The 17,348-nt window shown below is 70.3% G+C and carries 10 protein-coding genes and 1 pseudogene; 6 read left to right on the top strand and 5 right to left on the bottom strand.

All coding sequences use genetic code 11. The annotated features are described in order from the left end of the window. Positions 1–149: 149 nt before the first annotated feature. The gene (locus tag ACYF6T_RS18740; RefSeq protein WP_461697843.1) at positions 150–692 is read left to right on the top strand and encodes an ATP-binding protein; all 543 of its coding nucleotides are present in this window, start codon (positions 150–152) and stop codon (positions 690–692) included. A gap of 61 nt (positions 693–753) precedes the next feature. On the opposite strand, the gene ACYF6T_RS18735 is transcribed toward ACYF6T_RS18740, so the two are convergent. Beyond that, the gene (locus ACYF6T_RS18735; protein WP_461697841.1) at positions 754–1,326 is read right to left on the bottom strand and encodes a TetR/AcrR family transcriptional regulator; all 573 of its coding nucleotides are present in this window, start codon (positions 1,324–1,326) and stop codon (positions 754–756) included. A gap of 147 nt (positions 1,327–1,473) precedes the next feature. Here ACYF6T_RS18735 and ACYF6T_RS18730 point away from each other — a divergent pair, with 147 nt between their 5' ends. From ACYF6T_RS18730 to ACYF6T_RS18720, 3 genes are all read left to right on the top strand, one after another. After that, complete coding sequence (locus ACYF6T_RS18730) at positions 1,474–2,214, top strand: ABC transporter ATP-binding protein (RefSeq protein WP_461697839.1); 741 nt, start codon at positions 1,474–1,476, stop codon at positions 2,212–2,214. Then, a complete protein-coding gene (locus ACYF6T_RS18725) occupies positions 2,211–4,634 on the top strand; it encodes an ABC transporter permease (protein WP_461697837.1) in 2,424 nt (807 codons plus the stop codon). The genes ACYF6T_RS18730 and ACYF6T_RS18725 overlap by 4 nt, the downstream gene beginning before the upstream one ends. Before the next feature lie 201 nt (positions 4,635–4,835). After that, on the top strand, positions 4,836–5,714 hold the full coding sequence (locus ACYF6T_RS18720; protein WP_461697835.1) for an MBL fold metallo-hydrolase: 879 nt from the start codon (positions 4,836–4,838) through the stop codon (positions 5,712–5,714). Positions 5,715–5,916: 202 nt separating this feature from the next. Here ACYF6T_RS18720 and ACYF6T_RS18715 read toward each other — a convergent pair. From ACYF6T_RS18715 to ACYF6T_RS18705, 3 genes and pseudogenes are all read right to left on the bottom strand, one after another. Then, positions 5,917–7,173 (bottom strand): annotated as a pseudogene (locus tag ACYF6T_RS18715) (DUF4246 family protein). A 6-nt stretch (positions 7,174–7,179) separates the two neighbouring features. Next, the gene (locus ACYF6T_RS18710) at positions 7,180–7,785 is read right to left on the bottom strand and encodes a hypothetical protein (protein ID WP_461697833.1); all 606 of its coding nucleotides are present in this window, start codon (positions 7,783–7,785) and stop codon (positions 7,180–7,182) included. A gap of 180 nt (positions 7,786–7,965) precedes the next feature. Next, positions 7,966–9,123: an FAD-dependent monooxygenase gene (locus ACYF6T_RS18705; protein ID WP_461697831.1), complete on the bottom strand. Its 1,158-nt coding sequence runs from the start codon at positions 9,121–9,123 to the stop codon at positions 7,966–7,968. Positions 9,124–9,210: 87 nt separating this feature from the next. Between ACYF6T_RS18705 and ACYF6T_RS18700 the strand changes: the two genes are divergently transcribed. Further along, complete coding sequence (locus ACYF6T_RS18700) at positions 9,211–9,768, top strand: TetR/AcrR family transcriptional regulator (RefSeq protein WP_461697829.1); 558 nt, start codon at positions 9,211–9,213, stop codon at positions 9,766–9,768. A 164-nt stretch (positions 9,769–9,932) separates the two neighbouring features. Here ACYF6T_RS18700 and ACYF6T_RS18695 read toward each other — a convergent pair whose 3' ends face one another. Continuing rightward, a complete protein-coding gene (locus tag ACYF6T_RS18695) occupies positions 9,933–10,820 on the bottom strand; it encodes an arylamine N-acetyltransferase family protein (protein WP_461697827.1) in 888 nt (295 codons plus the stop codon). A gap of 267 nt (positions 10,821–11,087) precedes the next feature. Here ACYF6T_RS18695 and ACYF6T_RS18690 point away from each other — a divergent pair, with 267 nt between their 5' ends. Then, on the top strand, positions 11,088–17,288 hold the full coding sequence (locus ACYF6T_RS18690; protein WP_461697825.1) for a DNRLRE domain-containing protein: 6,201 nt from the start codon (positions 11,088–11,090) through the stop codon (positions 17,286–17,288). The last annotated feature ends 60 nt before the right edge of the window (positions 17,289–17,348 follow it).

The raw sequence follows: 17,348 nt of genomic DNA, 5'->3' as shown, positions 1-17,348 counted from the left end.
GAGGGCGCGCGCCTCCGTCAGCACCGCGCGCCGCGCCGGTGCCGGCGACGAACGACTCCTCGCGACGGTCCGCCTCGCCCTCAACGAGGCACCCGGGTGAGGGGACATCACGTCGCGTGGCGCAGGCGTCCGCTGGCAGTGTGCCCCTCATGGATCACACGGAAGCACTGCTCATCGGCGGACGGGCCGGGGTCGGCAAGACCACCGTGGGGTGGGAGGTGTCGGTCTTGCTGCGGGTGGCGGGGGTCGCCCACGCGATCGTCGAGGCCGACTACCTGGGGCACGTGCATCCGGCCCCGGAGGGGGACCCCCGACGGTCGGAGATCACCGAGCGCAACCTGACCGCCGTGTGGGGCAACTTCGCCCGGCTCGGGTACCGGCGGCTGATCTATACCAACACCGTGAGCGTGCTGGCCGAGTCGGGCGGCATGTTCGAGCGGGCCATGGGAGCGGACGTCGGGCTCATACGCGTGCTGCTCACCGCCTCCGACGAGACGGCCCGGGAGCGGCTGACGGGGCGGGAGATCGGGTCGGAGCTCGCGGCGGAGCTGGCGAACAGCCACCGCAAGGCACGGTTGCCGGAGGCACGGACACCGGCCGTGACCGTGCGGGTGGTGACCGACGGGCGGTCCGTCGGGGAGATCGCCCGGGAGGTGGTGGGCGCCACCGGGTGGTGCGGCGGCGCGAGTTGAAGGGGTAGTACAGCGCCGTGTGTCGGCACTCGTGGGAGGGGCCTCCCGCCCAGCACGCAGGTCACACTCGGTCGGTCTCGATGCCGGGCAGGCACAGCGTGCGGAACATCTCGTCGATCTCCTCCGGCGAGCTCTGCGGGCTTTCGGTCAGCCACCACTCCAGGCAGGCGAGGTGTGCGGCGACGACGAAGCGGACGACCGCCTCGCGGGGCACTCCGCGGGGAGTCGTGGAGGGGATCTCGTCGCGGACGACATCGGCGAGGAGTTCCTCGATGTGCTTCAGCACGGGGCGCAGACCGCTCTGGGTGAAGACGGCCTGCGCGAGGTTCCGCTGCTCCTGGATGTGACGTAGGAACGGCAGGCTGAATCGCAAGGGGTCGCGGTTCGGTGCCGCGGTCGCGTGCGGCGGCTGATGCCCGATCAGGGATCGGAGGTCGGCGAAGCCGTCCTTGAGCAACTCGTCCTTGTTCGAGTAGTGGTTGTAGAAGGTGGACCGGCCGACATCGGCTCGGTCGATGATGTCCTGGATGGTCACGCTCTCGTAGCCCTTCTCCGCCATGAGCTGGAGCAGGGCGCGCTGGAGAGCCTGCTGTGTGCGGCGGACCCTTCGGTCCGGCCTTGTGACCACGATCACACCCCTGTTCCTGGACGTTGAGTGCGGATGCTGTTCGATTCGGCACACCGCTCCCCGGCCTGCTTCTTGTCCGGCCTGTGTTTCTGGACCTTAATCCGTTAGTGAACACGCGTCCAGAAAAACTGGCCAAGGATGAGGTGGTGCCCCATGTCTCCCCCGATGGGAATCTCCGCAGGTGATCCGGTGATCGCCGCTCGTGGACTCGTCAAGACCTATCCGCTGCCCTCGGGTGAGGTGACCGCGCTCGGCGGCGTCGAACTGCACGTCAGTGCAGGGGAGTTCGTCGCCGTGGTGGGCCGGTCGGGCAGCGGCAAGACCACGCTGCTGAACCTGCTGGCCGGGATCGACCGGCCCACCGCCGGAGAGATCCTCCTGGCAGGCACGGCCGTCCACACGCTCAAGGGCTCGCAGCTCGCCGCATGGCGGGGCAGGTGCATCGGCCTGGTCTTCCAGTTCTTCCAGCTCCTGCCCACCTTGACCGTGGCGGAGAACGTCATGCTGCCGATGGACCTGTGCGACACCGTCCCCGCACGGCACCGCCGCGCCCGGGCCCTGGAACTGCTGACCGAGGTCGGGATCCGCGAACAGGCGGACAAGCTGCCTTCGGCACTCTCCGGCGGGCAGCAGCAACGCGCCGCCATCGCACGGGCCCTGGCCAACGAGCCCCCCGTGCTGCTGGCCGACGAACCGACCGGCAACCTGGACTCGGCCACCTCGGACAGCGTGCTGGACCTGTTCGCGCGGCTGGCGGCGGACGGCCGGACCGTGCTCATGGTCACCCACGAACGCGATCTGTCCCGCCACGCGACCCGGCACATCACCCTCGCCGACGGCCTTGTCAGCAAGGACACGGCGACCCTGGGCGCCCGGCAGGACGTGGTCTCGTGACCCGCCTGCGCCTGCGGAAGCTGCGCCGCGACCTGTGGGCGACCCGGTCGAGGGTCGCGATGATGACGGTCGCGATCGCGGTGAGCGTGCTGGCGGTCACCGCGTTCCTCTCCGCCCGGTCGATCATCGGCCGGGAGATCACCCGCAACTACCGGGCCACCCACCCGGCTTCCGCCACCCTGCACGTGCCCGGCGGGGTCGACAAGGCCGCCCTCGCCGCCGTCCGCGCCCAGCCCGGCGTCCTGGACGCCACGGCCCGCAGCACCCTCCAGGCCCGGATCAGGGTCGGTGACGGACCCTGGCGCACCCTGGTGCTCTTCACCAGTGACCCGGCCGATCCCCAGCGGATCGCCACGGTCGCGGTGGAGACCGGAAGCTGGCCCCCCGCCCGGGGGGCTGTGTTCCTGGAGCGGACCGCCCTCGGCTTCCTGGGGGTGAAAACCGGTCAGCACGTCACGGTAGAGACACCCGGCGGCGCGCCGACGACCATGACGGTGGCCGGTTCCGTACACGACGGCGGAGTCGCGCCGGCCGGGCAGGAGCAGACCGCCTACGGCTACGCCACCACCACCTCACTGGCCCCCCTGGGCCGACCCCCGGCCCTGGACCAACTGCGCGTCGTCGTCGGCGACCACTCCACGGCCTCCACCAGTTCCCCGGCCATCGACCGCACCGCGCAGCGCGTCGCCGCCCGGCTCAAGGCGCTGGGTCACCCGGTCACCAGCATCGACATCCCGCCCCCGGGCCGACACCCCCACCAGGGACAGATGGTCATGGTCGGATTCGTGCTCCTGGCCTTCGGACTGATGGCGCTGCTGCTGGCCTCGATCCTGGTCGCCACGATGCTCGGCGGCATGCTCACCGCGCAGATACGGCAGATCGGCGCGATGAAGGCGGTCGGCGCGCGCACCGACCAGATCCTCCTGATGTACCTGGCCCAAGCCGCCGTCATCGCGGTCACCGCCACCGCACTCGCGCTCGCACCAGGACTCGCCCTGGGGCGCGTCCTGGCCGGGCAGGGCGCCCGCCTGCTCAACCTCGACATCGCCGGCGAGTCCGTGCCCGCCTGGGTGTACGCGGTCGCACTGGGCGCCGGGATCGGTGTACCCCTGCTGGTGGCCCTCGTGCCGCTGCTGCGCGGCAGCCGGATCACCGTCCGCCAGGCCATCGACGACCACGGGGCCGACTCCGGTGCCCTGGGCGGCCTCCTGGAACGGTTCCTGACGCGCCTTCGCGGCCCCAGCCGGACCCAGTTGATGGCGCTGCGCAACATGTTCCGCCGCCGCGGACGCCTCGTCCTCAGCGTCGGACTGCTCGCCGTCGCCGGCACCATGTTCCTCACCGGACTGAACACCGCGGGCGGCTGGAGCTCCCTGGTCACCCAGAGCATCAGCCAGCGCCGCTACGACATCGAGGTACGGCTCGACAAGCCCTACACCGCCGACCGACTCGTGGCACTCGCACGCGCCACCCACGGCGTGGCGGCCGTCGAGGCGTGGGGCCGCACCACGGCCACCGTGCACACGGAGGGGAAGGTCGACGTGGCGCGCGTCTACCCCGACGAAGCCCACGACAGCTTCACGGTGCTGGCGCCCCCCGCGGGCACCCGCCTGATGCGCCTGCCGCTCCTGGCCGGCCGGTGGCTGCGACCCGACGACACCGACGCCGTCGTGCTGAACAACCTGGTGCCCGCGCAGCAGGCCCCCGGCACGACCGTCGGGGACACCGTCACCGTCACCATCGCCGGACACGCCGTCACCCGCCGCGTGGTGGGCATCGTCTCCGACTTCGGCACTCTCGGCGCCGCCTACCTCACCGACCGGGACTACACCGCCGTCACCGGCACTGCCGGCCGCACCGAGATGCTGCGCGTCGTCACCGACCGCCACGACCCCGCAAGCCGGCAAGTGGTCCTCGACCGGCTGGACAAGGCCCTGACCCGGGCGGGCACGGGCATCCAGCAGGCCACCACCATCGACACGCTGCGCGTGGCACTGGACGGACACGTCCTGGTCCTCGCCGACGCCCTGATCGCCCTCGCCGTCGTGATGGGCTTCGTCGGACTGCTCGGCCTCGCCTCGGCGTTGAGCACCAGTGTCCTCGAACGGACCAGGGAGTTCGGCGTGTTGCACACGCTCGGCGCCACCGCGTCCGTGATCCGTGGCGTCGTCGTCACCGAAGGTGTCCTGACGGCCGCGCTCAGCCTGCTGCTCGCGACGGCGGCGGCCGTGCCGCTGACCCGGGTGTTCGGGGACTTCATCGGCAACCAGGCGTTCCTGCAGGATCTCCCGTTCGACTTCTCGCTCCCGGCCCTCGTGCTGTGGAGCCTGCTCACCCTCGCGGGCGCCGCCGTGGCCAGCGCGGCAGCCGCCCGGCGCGCCTCGCGGACGACCGTGCGCGAAGCCCTCGTGAGCCTTTGACCCAGTCACCACCCAGAGCACCGTCCCGGAGGACACCCACCATGAGCCGTACCCGCAAGATCCTGCTGACCGTCGTCTGCATCGGCCTTCTGATGGCGGCCATCCACTTCTCCATCAACGGCATCCCGGCGCTCAGCAGCCTCAACCCCCACGGTCACTGACCGGCCACCGCACACCCACGCAATCCCGAAGAGGCGACTCGTGCCCTATCTTGACAACCTCCCCGACCAACCCGCCCCGATCCCGGTGGGAGACCGCACCGTCGTGCCCCTCGTGGAAGCCGTCGGGCCGGCCCTGCCCGCCCGTGCCACCTTCCCCCGACTCGGGCAAGACGAGCTGCGGGACCTGCTCCAGGCTTACGGAGACACCTACAGCGACCACTCCCGGACCCGCCTGCGCATCGTCTGCCAGGGCTTCGCGATCCTCGGTGCGGGACGGGTCATCCTCGTCGACACCTGCCTCGGCGGGCCGAAGCCCGACCGACCGCATCCCAGAGGCGACTTCGTCTCCCGCTGGCCCTCCGTCCTGACCGCGGCGGGAATCAGGCCGGACCATGTGGACACGGTGATCAACACCCACCTGCACCACGACCACGTCGGCTGCAACACCACGTTCGAGGCGGGACAGCTCAAGCCGACCTTCCCCAGAGCCCGTTACCTGACCACTGCGGCAGAGTACGCCCACGCCACCCGCGGCAAGCCACAAGCCCACATCGTCGGCAGCCTCCTGCCGCTGCACACCTCGGAACAGCTCGACATCTGCGACCCCGACACACGTATCGACGCAGAAGTCACCCTCGTCCCGGCCCCCGGACACACCCCCGGCCACGTCCTGGTCGAGATCGACAGCGGCGGCCGACGCGCCGTACTCGCCGCAGACCTGATCCACCACCCCCTGCAGCTGCGCCGCCCCGACGTGTCCGCCGCCTTGTGTGCCGACCCTCACCAGTCCGCCGTCACACGCAGGCAGATCCTCGGACGGTACGCCGACACCGGCACGCTGTTCCTCCCCAGTCACCTTCCGCAAGGCGGCTACCTGCACAGTGCCGGCGACGGTTGGAGGCTGACGGAGATGCCGTGAGACCGGGCCACCGCGCCCTCAAGCCATGAGTGAAAGGGTGCGCTCAGGTGCGGGACACCCGCGCCGTGAGCGCACCCGTGCGGGGCAACCCGTGCGCGAGTTCGCCCCGACGCCACCCTCGCCGGGGAACCGCTCCTGGCGGAGCGGTACGGCCGGTCAGCGGCCGGGACCTGCGGGGCCCGTCTCGATCGGGCGGGCAGGCTCAGTGCTCGTAGAGGGAGAACTGCCGTTCGTAGAGCTGCTCGTTGTGCTCGTCGACGAAGAACTTGCGCTCCTGCATGAGCTGGTCGCGGAATTCCCTGGCCTGGTCGAGGGTCATGGTCGAGGAGTCGGACCACGGTTGCTGCGGTGGCACATCGGATGTCGAGACGATCTTCGCTGACGGATCCACCAGGAAGTACACGAGAATCTTGCGATGTCCCGGGCGGGTCGGATCCGCGAGGCGGAACGGACCGACGCGGTGTTGCAGGATGTTGGGGAACGCCAGGCAGCGGTCCGCCGGGGTCGAAGCCGATCCCAGGACCTGGTTCAGTGCGTTTTCATCCTCCAAGCCGTAGACCTCACGCACACCCTCGTCGTCGCTCTGCTCGTACTCCGGTTCGGCGAGCGCCGCACGGAGACTCAGGTGACTTTCGGTGATGTTCTCGCTGTCCCAGTAATAGATGCCGGTCGAGACGATCCGCTCGTTCATCATCCCCTCGACGTGCCAGGAGCCACCGGGGTACTCGGGTCTGTCCGGGGTGAGATGAATCGCGGCGATCTTGACGATGACCTGGAGAGAGCGGCCGAGCAGGTCGATGCGGGCGGACTCGTCGGGTATCTCGGGCGGGGTGAAGGCGGGGGCGTCCGGGATGACCGGCCGGCAGTTCACCCACCAGTCGCCGTGGGCTTCTTCCCATGCCCGGACTGCTTCAGCGAACGCCTCCCCCTCACCGTAGGAGGACTTGTCCGGGTATTCCCGCTCCGATCCGTACCACCCGTAGGGATCTGCCTCGATCCGCACAGGGCGCGGCAGCCACTGGAACTTCTCCGAGAACTCGTACTTCGAGTATCGGTTCGTGGGATTGCGCCAAGCCCGCTCCGGTTCACCGCTCACCCCTCGCGCCAGGCACCGCCTCGCGCAGCCGCGAACGCAGCTCGTCGTCGACGAGGTGTCCGACTGCCACACTCCGTCGACGGCGGACACCTCGATGCCGGTACGCGCGTCGCGCAGCGCGGCGTAATGCCGCAATTCGGCGAGCACGTACTGCACCTGCGCCTCGGTGAGGCCCTGGGCGATCGCCTCCTCCCTCCATCTGGCGACGATGTCGGCGTCGTCCATCTTGTCGAACCAGCGCGGCTTCGCCCGGATCTGCGCGCTGCACTCCAACATCTGAAGTTCCTGCAGCGTGCGCGGTGTCGCGAGCGCGACGGAGTGGGAAGCGTGAAACGGCAGCGGAAAAGCGGCTAGCTCAGTCAACGGAGCTCACAGCCCGAACGCGGCGGTCACCTGCTCTTCGAGATCGTCTTCGTTGATGGTGGTGTCGACCTGAATCGTGCGCAGCCGAAGACGCTCGGCCTCCCGCTGAAGGCGTTGGGTGAACATGCGGTCCCGTTCAGCCATATTGCGACGCGCCTTCGCCGGGTCGCTGGTCCTGCCGACGAATCCGTCCCCTGGCAGGGACCGGCTCTCGATGGCCGCCTGGCGGAAGTCAGGTGTGGGAAGGAGCCAGACAGCGTGCTCGGGAACGGCGAGGAGAGGTCTCACGAGGTGCGGCAGCAGCCGGAAGCCCTCGACGATGACGCACGGTTCCCGCGGCAGGCGCAGAAGGTCTTCGACGATCAGATCGAAGCCCTCGCCCCGATACCAGTGGAATGTCTCCAGCATGGTGTGCGGGGACCGGTTCACCCAGCGCTCGTCCATGTCCATGGCCATGAACTGGTGCAGGAAAGGGGCCTGCTCGGGCGTGGTCCGCCCGGCGTGATCCGGCATCACGTCGTCGGTGGCGTACAGGCGCCAGCCGAAGCGGTCCGCGAGCCGGCGGGCGATCGTCGACTTGCCCGCCCCGCTTCCGCCACCCACCCAGTACACGTGCCGCAACCGCGCGGCATCAACGACTCCTTCACACCTTGCGGGCCGCATTCCCCTCCCCTCGAATCCCCTCGAACCGCCATCAGCGTACGCACATCGGCTGGCCGGCGCGGACTGCCCGCGGGCCTCGGGCCAGATTGTCGAGCCCGCAAGGTACCTGGCGGCGCGAGCGCGGTGCCGTCAGCCCAGGCTCGGCGCGCTCCAGTCGGCGTGCCGCAGGATGGCCCGGACGGTCATGCCCGAGGGGGCCAGTCGCAGTCCGGTATTGCGCACGGCCACGGCCAGCGGGTGGGACAGCTGCTGGCCCAGCCGGCCGGCCTGGCGCGCGGCGCGGGCCACGGACTGGCTGCGCGGGCGGCGTTCGGCGTCGTAGCGGGCCAGTGCTGCTTCGACCGTGGGCTCGGCGGCGAGCGCGGCGGCCAGGGTGGCCGCGTCTTCCAGGGCCTGGCAGGCGCCCTGGCCGAGGTTGGGGGTCATGGCGTGGGCCGCATCCCCGAGCAGCGCCACCCGGCCCTCGGTGTACGCGGGCAAGGGCGTCGCCAGCTCGCGGATGTCGTGGTGCAGGACGGCCTCCGGCCGGGTCGCCTCCAGCAGCGCCGGGATCGGATCGTGCCAGTCGCCGAACCGGCGGCGCAGGACGGCCAGGGCATCGGCATGCCGCACGCCGGGCGGCGAGTTGAGCACCGCGTGCCACTCGGCCCGGCCGTCGGTGAAGGCGATGTGACCGAACTCGGCGCCCCTCCCCCAGGTCAGCTCGAAGTCGGTGCGCAACGACACCGGACGCTCGGTCACGGCTCGCAGCACCGTCGATCCGCTGTAGACGGGGGCGGGGTGGCCGGGGAACAACTGGCGGCGCAGCCGGCTGTCCACGCCGTCGGCCGCCACGACCAGATCCGCATCCAGAACTCCGTCCCCGACCGGCACCCGCACTCGGCCCGGCTGCGAGCGGTCGACGCGCGTCACTTCGGCGCCGATGGACAGGCACTCCGCGGGCAGCGCCTCGCGCAGCAGGCGGTGCAGCACGGCCCGGGGAATACCGACGATCGGCGTGCCCAGCTTCCGCTCCAGCACGGCTCCGTCCATCCGGGCCAGCCACCTGCCCTCAGGGGTGCGGGTACCACCGGTGTACTGCGGCCGGGCGGCCGCGCGGACCGCCTCGCCCACGCCCAGGACGTCCAGCGCGCGGATGCCGTTGGCGTGCAGGGAGATGCCCGCGCCCACGTCCGCCAGGACGCGGGCGCGTTCGACGACCGTCACCTCCCAGCCGATCCGGCGCAGCCCAATCGCCGCGGCCAGCCCGCCGACACCTGCCCCGACCACCACCGCGCTGCCCGCCATGCCCAGCCCCTCTCCCTGCCACCCCACACGGCTTCTACAGATGTAGAAGAAGGGTATCCCCGGTCTCTACCGGTGTAGAAAGAGGGGGTGCCCGACGACCGACGTACCGTCCTTGCCGACACGGCGATCACCGTGCTCGCGGAGGCCGGAATGCGAGGACTGACCCACCGCGCCGTGGACCGGGCCGCGGGCCTGCCGTCCGGCACGACCTCCGCCTACTACCGCACCCGCCAGGCACTGCTCACCGCACTCGTCACGCGCCTGGTCGCCTTGGACCAGACGGAACTCGAAGACACCGGAAACCGCACGACGATGCCGCACAGCGCCGAGGAACTGGCGGCAGCCATCACCGCCTTCATCCAGCAGCGGCTGACGGGAGAAGGACGGCGACGCTCCCTCGCCCGCTACGCCTGCGCCCTCGAAAGCGTCCACCACCCCGAACTACGCGAGATCCTCCGCCCGCGCCACAACGCCGGGCGGCAACTCGTCCACGACTTCCTCACCGCCCACGGCGTCCCCGACCCCGAGGCCCGCACCGTCACCCTGCTGACGTGCATAGACGGGATGGTCTTCGACCACCTGGTCAACGGCGGAAAGCCCTCCGCCATCCAGATCCGCACCCTCGTGGCGCAGACACTGCGATGAGCCGTCCCACACCGCGCGACCCCATCCGCCTCGCCGCGAAGAACGGCAGATCGCCGGCCGCCGGGTTCCGCCCGGACTCACTACATGATGAGACGCCGGGGACAACCGCCGGCGGCTGAGGGTGTCGAGGGCGACAACTCGACGAGGGTCTGCCCGCGCGCATCTCAGTTCCGCGACGTCTGTGACTCCTGCCAGCGACGGTGCGCCGAGAGAACATGCGTCCAAAGTCGCTCACGCCTCTCCTCGGCCACTGTGTCCAACCGCAGGTCGAACACGTCGGCGAGCAGGTCGAACCACTCCGTGCGGCGCGTGACAGGCTCGTGCGTGTGCGCGCCGTCGCCGATCCGGCTCAGCACCAGGCCGCGGACGACGTCCGCCCCGGTCGCGTCGCGGCGTTCGGCCATCGGCACCTGGACGAACCCCGACTCCGGCGACGTCGACAGCCACTGGTGCTGCGCCTCGAAGTCGGCCAGGTGCGCCTGAGCCGTGGTCCAGGTCATCCCGGTGAACCCGCCGTCCGGGTCGTGGGTCAGATGCCACGCGGCGCCGTCGGTGGCCTGCTCCAGCTGGAGCACGAACGGTGGCTGATCATGCCTTCCGGCGATCAACGGCAGCGGACCGTGGAGGGCGTCGCCCAACCCGTTGTCGACGTACCACACACCGCCGGGGTTCGTCTCGCTCGGCAAGTGCTCCACCGTCAGCGCGAGGTGGTTGCCCATCACGGCGGGCCGAGGGCCCTCCGGGCCGTGCACTCCCCCGACGTGGCCGCGCACCGCGTAACCGAGCGAACCGAGCAGCAAGCCCAGCGCTCCGTTCATGTGGTAGCAGTAGCCGCCGCGGCCCTGGAGAGCGATCCGCGCCGCGGCCTCGTACGGGTCGACGCTCCACGCTTCGCCGCTCTGGATCCACAACGTCTCATACGGCACCCGTTCAGCATGGCGTCGTACCAGCAGATGCAGAGCCTCCACGGACGGCGGTGCGGCCTCCACCCCGAGGCGGGCGAGGTACGCATGCTGGACATCCGGGTCCAATCGCACCATCGACTCGAACATGGATCTATTGTCGCTTGGTCGTCCGACAACGGCCTGAGCGGCCTCGCGGTGAGCGGCGGTGCGGTCGCCCCCTCCACACCTTTCCCGCTGTACCTACTAATGATCTTCACGCTACTCTAACGCTTCTTTTACTTTGCGTGTCCGGCCTGTACAAACGGCCGACACGTCAACAAGAGGAGCACACAGGTGAGACGGATATCGCGGCGCGGAAGAGCGCCGCGAATCAAGAGCGCCGGCTCTGGCCTCTGGGGCCGGACCGCGCTCGCGGTGGCTGCACTGCTCGCCGCCGAATCGGCGCTCGTGGCCATGGAAACGGGGACCGCCTTCGCCACCGGCCTGACCGGAGGCGCATCGCTCGCACCGGTCGCCTCCACCAAGGACGACGCCAAGGCGTCCACGGCGGACTCGGTGGCAGCCGCGCTGCTGACTGCGCGGCTGCGGCACCGCAAGATCGAGGTGCTGTCGGAGCGTTCGGCGACGTCGACGACATACGCGCTGCCCAGCGGAAAGCTGCAGACATCCACGTACGCCGGGCCGATCCGGCAGAAGGTGGACGGCAAGTGGCAGGACATCGACACCTCCCTGTCGGACACGGGTGCCTCGCTGGAGCCCGACGTGGCGGCGGCGGACATCGCCGTGTCAGACGGCGGTGACACCTCACTGGTGTCGGTGGACAAGGGGGACAAGTCCTTCGGGCTGGGCTGGGAGACGAAGCTTCCGACGCCGTCGGTGAAGGACGACACCGCCTCCTACGACCTCGGTGACGGCCAGAGCCTCACGGTCACCGCGCTGGCGCAGGGCTTCTCGCAGAACGTCGTCCTCGACAAGGCCCCGGACAAGCCGCTGGAGTACCGGATCCCCCTGGATCTGAAGGGACTTGAGCTCTCCGAGGCCGCCTCCGGGCACCTGCTGCTGAAGGACTCCCACGGCAAGCTGGTCGCCGAGGCGCCCGCGCCGATGATGTGGGACTCCTCCACCGACAAGGCATCCGGCGAGTCCAGGCACCAGGCCCCGGTGGACACCAAGGTCGAGACGGCCGACGACGGCTCGCAGACCCTGGTCCTCAAGCCCGGCGCGGACTACTTCGACCAGGACCTGACCTACCCGGTCACCGTCGACCCCACCTCCACCCTGGCGGTGACGACGGACACCTGGGTGGCGACGAACTACACCGACTCGCAGGTCTCCTCGACCGAGCTGAAGTCGGGTACGTACGACGCGGGCACCACCAAGGCCCGTTCGTACCTGAAGTTCGACGTGTCGGCCTTCAAGGGCAAGCACATCACCGACACCAACCTCGCCCTGTATTCCTACTACTCCTCGACCTGCTCCACCTCCGGGGCGGGCACACAGGTACGCCGGATCACCTCGACGTGGTCGTCCTCGGACATCACCTGGGCCGACCAGCCCTCCACCACGACGACCGGCGCGGTGACCAACAAGGCCGCGCTGGGCTACAGCAGCACCGACTGCCCCGGCGGCACGATGAACTTCGATATCGACTCCATCGTGCAGTCCTGGGCCGACGGTTCAGCCAACTACGGTCTGCGCATCGCCGCCGCCGACGAGACCGACAGCCTGACCTGGCGCCGGTTCCGGTCGGCGAACTACGTCTCCGGAGACGGCTCGACCGAGCCGCACCTGACGGTGACGTACAACTCCTACCCGGCCGTGCCCAGTTCGCTCGCCATCGCGCCCTCGCAGGTCAACGCCTACAACGGCAAGCGGTACATCACCACCTACACGCCGACGCTGTCGGCGAAGGTGACGGACGCGGACGGCTCCGCGGTCAAGGCACAGTTCGAAGTCACCAACGACCCCGCCTACAGCAGCGAAACTGCCTACTCCAACACCGTGACCAGCTCCAGCGTCGCCTCCGGCGGCACGGCCAGCTACACCGTGCCCAGCACCGGCGCGCTGCCCGCCCAGCACCTGCGCATGCGCGTACGCGGCTACGACGGCACCGACTACGGCGCCTGGTCGTCGTACCTGTACTTCGTGCCGAACGTCGCCAAGCCCGCCGCACCCAGCGTGGTGTGCGACGCGTACCCGCAGAGCGGCTGGACGGCCAAGGCCGACAACGCCGTCTCCTGCACCCTGGACACCACCTCGACCGACGGCGCGGGCTTCCACTGGGGCCTGGACGACAGTAGCCTGCCGAACAGGAAGCTGGACACCACCGACGGCACCGGCGGCGACGCGCAGACGATCAGCATCGACCCCGCGAACGGCTGGCACACCCTCTACGCACGGACCGTCGACTCCGGCGGAAACCTTTCCTCAGCCACCACCGCCTACAGCTTCGGCGTCGGCGCGGACGGCGCGGCCATCCTCTCGCCGCAGGACGGCGACACCACCGCCCGCCGCCTGACCCTCGCCGCCAAGGGCCTGACCACCTACACCGGCGTGACCTGGCAGTACCGCCGGGGCGAGACCGACTCCTGGCACACCGTGCCGGTCGGCGACGTCACCGCCTCCGGCAGCGCGGTGTCCGCCTGGCCCGTCACCGTCACCTCCGGCACCGCCACCAAGCTGGTCTGGAACACGGTGGGTTCCCTGTCCGAGGACGGTGTCCTGGACCTGCGGGCCGCGTTCACCGACGGCACCACCACCGGCCACTCGCAGACCGTCGAGGTCACCCTCGACCGCGACGCCGGCGACGCGCCGAGCGCCGCGGTCGGACCCGGCTCGGTGAACGAGCTCACGGGTGACTACACCCTCTCGGCCACCGACGCCTCGGCGTTCGACGCGAGCGTGGGGCGCACCTACTCCTCCCGCGCCAACACCACCGACACCGAAGGCCAGGCGCAGATCTTCGGCCCCGGCTGGACCTCGTCGACGGGCGGCGAGTCCAGCGACTACACCCAGCTGCGCAAGACCTCCGACACGTCGCTCGAACTGCTCTCCAGCGACGGCGGCTCGGTAGCGTTCACCGCGAAGTCGGGCGGTGGCTGGACCCCGGAGAAGGGCGCCGAGTCCCTGGTGCTGAGCGGCACCCTGAGCGGGTCGACGTTCACCCTGACCGACTCGGACGCGAACACCACGGTGTTCACCAAGGCCGCGACCGGCGCCGTCACCTGGACGCTGTCCTCCTCCGCCTCCGCGGTCGACGACTCCACCCTGACCGTCGCCTCCGAGACCGTCGCCGTCGGCGGCGAGACCCTCGCCCGCCCGAAGTACGCCATCTCCCCGACCGAGGCGGTCACCGCGGCCACCTGCCAGGCCACGCCGTCCACCAAGGGCTGCCGGGTCCTGGAGTACGTCTACGCGTCCAGCACCACCGCCACTGGTTCGGCGCCCGGTGACTACACGGGCCAGGTCAAGGCGATCAAGCTGTGGGCGACCGACCCCGGCGCCTCCGCCGCCACCGCCGAGACCCTCGCCTCCTACACCTACGACGGCTCCGGCCGGCTCCGCCAGGTCTGGGACCCGCGCATCAGCCCTGCGCTGAAGACGGAGTACACCTACGACTCCGACGGCCGCGTGATCACGCTCACCGAACCCGGCGTCCTGCCCTGGACGTTCACCTACGGCAAGGCCGGATCGGCCCTGACCGCCGGTGACGGCATGCTCCTCAAGGCGTCCCACCCCGCCCTCGCGGAGGGCTCCAACACCACCACGTCCGGTACCGCGGCCACCTCCGTCGTCTACGACGTCCCGCTCTCCGGCACCTCGGCGCCGTACCAGATGGACGCCGCCACGGTCGCGACCTGGGCCCAGGACGACGCCCCCACGGACGCCACGGCCGTCTTCCCCGCCGACACGGTGCCGTCCTCCCACACCGGCGGTGACCTCACTTCCGGCGCGTACACGAACGCGACCGTCACCTACATCGACGCCGACGGCGAGGAGGTCGACGTCGCCGCTCCGGGCGGTGCGATCACCGCCACCGAGTACGACGCGTACGGCAACACCGTCAGCGAGCTGACCTCCGGCAACCGCGCGCTCGCCCTCGGCACCTCCGACGGCGCGGACGGGAAACTGGCCGCGCTCGGGCTGACCGGCCTGTCCACGGCGGACCGCGCCCAACTGCTGTCCACCGTCTCCGTGTACGCACCGGACGGCGGACACCTCACCGACCAGTACGGCCCGCTGCGCCCGGTCACCCTGGTCGGCGACCTCACCGGCGCGACGGCGGACGCCACGCTGGCAGCAGGTTCCACGGTGCTGGCCCGCGACCACACCACGTACGCCTACGACGAGAACCGGCCCGCCGAGGCCAAGGTGTCGGACCTGGTGACCTCCACCACCGTGGGCGGTGCGGTCGACGGCTACGGCACGGACGCCGACCCGCGCACCACACACACCACCTACGACTGGACGACCGGGCAGGAGACCGCGACCACGCAGGGCAGCGACGGCAAGTCCGTCACCTACACGACGTACGACACCAAGGGCCGGGTGCTCAGCACCCGCACCGCGGCCTCCACCGGCGCCGACGCCGGCACCCGGACCTACACCTACTACACGGCCGACGGCAGCGGCGCGTGCGGTGGCCGGCCCGCGTGGGCGGGCCTCCTGTGCCGGACGGCACCGGCGGCGACGGTCCTCGACCGCGGGACCAACCCCGCGGAACTCGTCACCACCGTCTACACCTACGACCGCTGGGGCCAGGACGCCGGCCGCACGGAGACCGCCAACGGCACCACCCGGACCACGACGATCACCGTGGACGCCGCGGGCCGCACGGTGAAGACGGCCGTCACCGGCGGCACCGGCGAGGCCGTGCCCCCGGTCACCCTGACCTACGACCAGGGCAGCGGGCGGGTGACCTCCCAGAGCTCAGGCGGGCAGACGGTCACCTACACCTACGACGCGCTCGGCCGCCAGACGGCCTACGACGACGGGGCGGGCAACACGTCCACGACGACGTACGACCTGCTCGGACGCCCGCTGAAGGTCACGGACTCCGTGCCGTCGAGCACCACCTACACCTACGACGCCGCGGGCCGGACGAAGACCATCACCGACTCGGTGGCCGGCACCTTCACCCCCGCCTACGACACGAACGGAGACCTCACCGGCGAGAGCCTGCCCGGCGGCTACCGGCTCACCGTGGACTCCGACACCGCGGGCAACCAGACCGGGGTCCACTACACGGACTCCAGCGGGACCACCGTGCTGTCGGACACCGCCGACCTCACGGTGCACGGCCGGCAGGCCGCGCACACCCAGACCGACGGGTCCACCACCGAGACGGCGTTCTCCTACGACACCTTCGGACACCTCGTGCGGGCCGCCGACAGCACCGGAACGGGCTGCACGACCCGCGCCTACACCTTCGACGCCAACAGCAACCGGACGGGTCTGACCACGACCTCCGACGACTGCGACAGCGCCACGGCGGACACCACCTCCACGACGGCGTCGTACGCCTACGACGCCGGCGACCGGCTCACCGGCTCCGGCATCACCTACGACGCCTTCGGCCGGACCACCGCCAGCGGCACCACCGCACTCACCTACTACGCCAACGACGTCGTACGCAGTGAGACCGTCGGCACCGCCCGTCTGCTGTGGTCCCTGGACGCCGCCGGCCGGTTCACCCAGTCCACGGCGCAGAGCCAGGCCGGCGACGGCACCTGGAGCACGACGAGCACCTCGGTCAACCACTACGACTGCGCGTGCGACACCCCTGCCTGGACAGCGAGTTCCTCCGGCGCGATCAGCCGGAACGTCGCCGACGTCACCGGTTCGCTGCTCGCGACGACCACCGCCACCGGCGGTACCGTCCTGCAACTGTCCAACCTGCACGGGGACGTCGCCGTCCAGCTGCCGCTCGACACCTCGGTGGCGGCCACCGTGCAGCACTACGACGAGTACGGCAACCCGCAGGACGGCACCAAGGCGGCCACGTACGGCTGGCTCGGCGCGTACGAGCGGGACAGCGGCACCCTGAGCGGCATCACGATCATGGGGGCCCGCCTCTACGATCCCGCCTCGGGCCGCTTCCTGTCCGTCGACCCGGTGTACAGCGGCAGCTGCAACAGCTACGAGTACGCGTGCGCCGACCCGCAGAACAAGTTCGACCTCGCCGGAACCTCCCTCATGGAACGGGTCCAGCAGAGGTGCACGTACTACACGTGCGTGCGGCTGCGGCGGATCTGCAGCAAGTCCTCCCACAAGTGCTCGGCGCAGTGGGACATGTGGTTCCGCAAGGGCTGGCGCTCGGCCTGGATCTACGCGGGCTGGGACTACTACCTCTACGTGCGCGGGACCCGGGTCAAGAAGGGGAACTACTCGCACGGGGAGAACGGCAGGTACAACTTCCACGGTTACTGGTACGGAAACGGTGACGACACCAAGCCGGGCGACCGCGGCAAGCACAAGTGCTGGAAGGGCACCTGCTACTTCGACCCGGGCGACTCCTTCCAGTTCTCCGCCAACGGCCTGGCACACCTGGGCCACACCAAGTACTACTGGAGCATCTACCAGTCGTTCAGCGGCGGAGGCTCCTACCGGGGCTGACCGTCTCCCGCGCTAGCGGGAGAGAGAATCGGGGTGGTGCGGACGGGCTCGACGCCTGTC

It is taken from the genome of Streptomyces sp. 7R007 (assembly GCF_054850255.1).
This window is presented reverse-complemented; position numbering and strand designations above follow the sequence as displayed.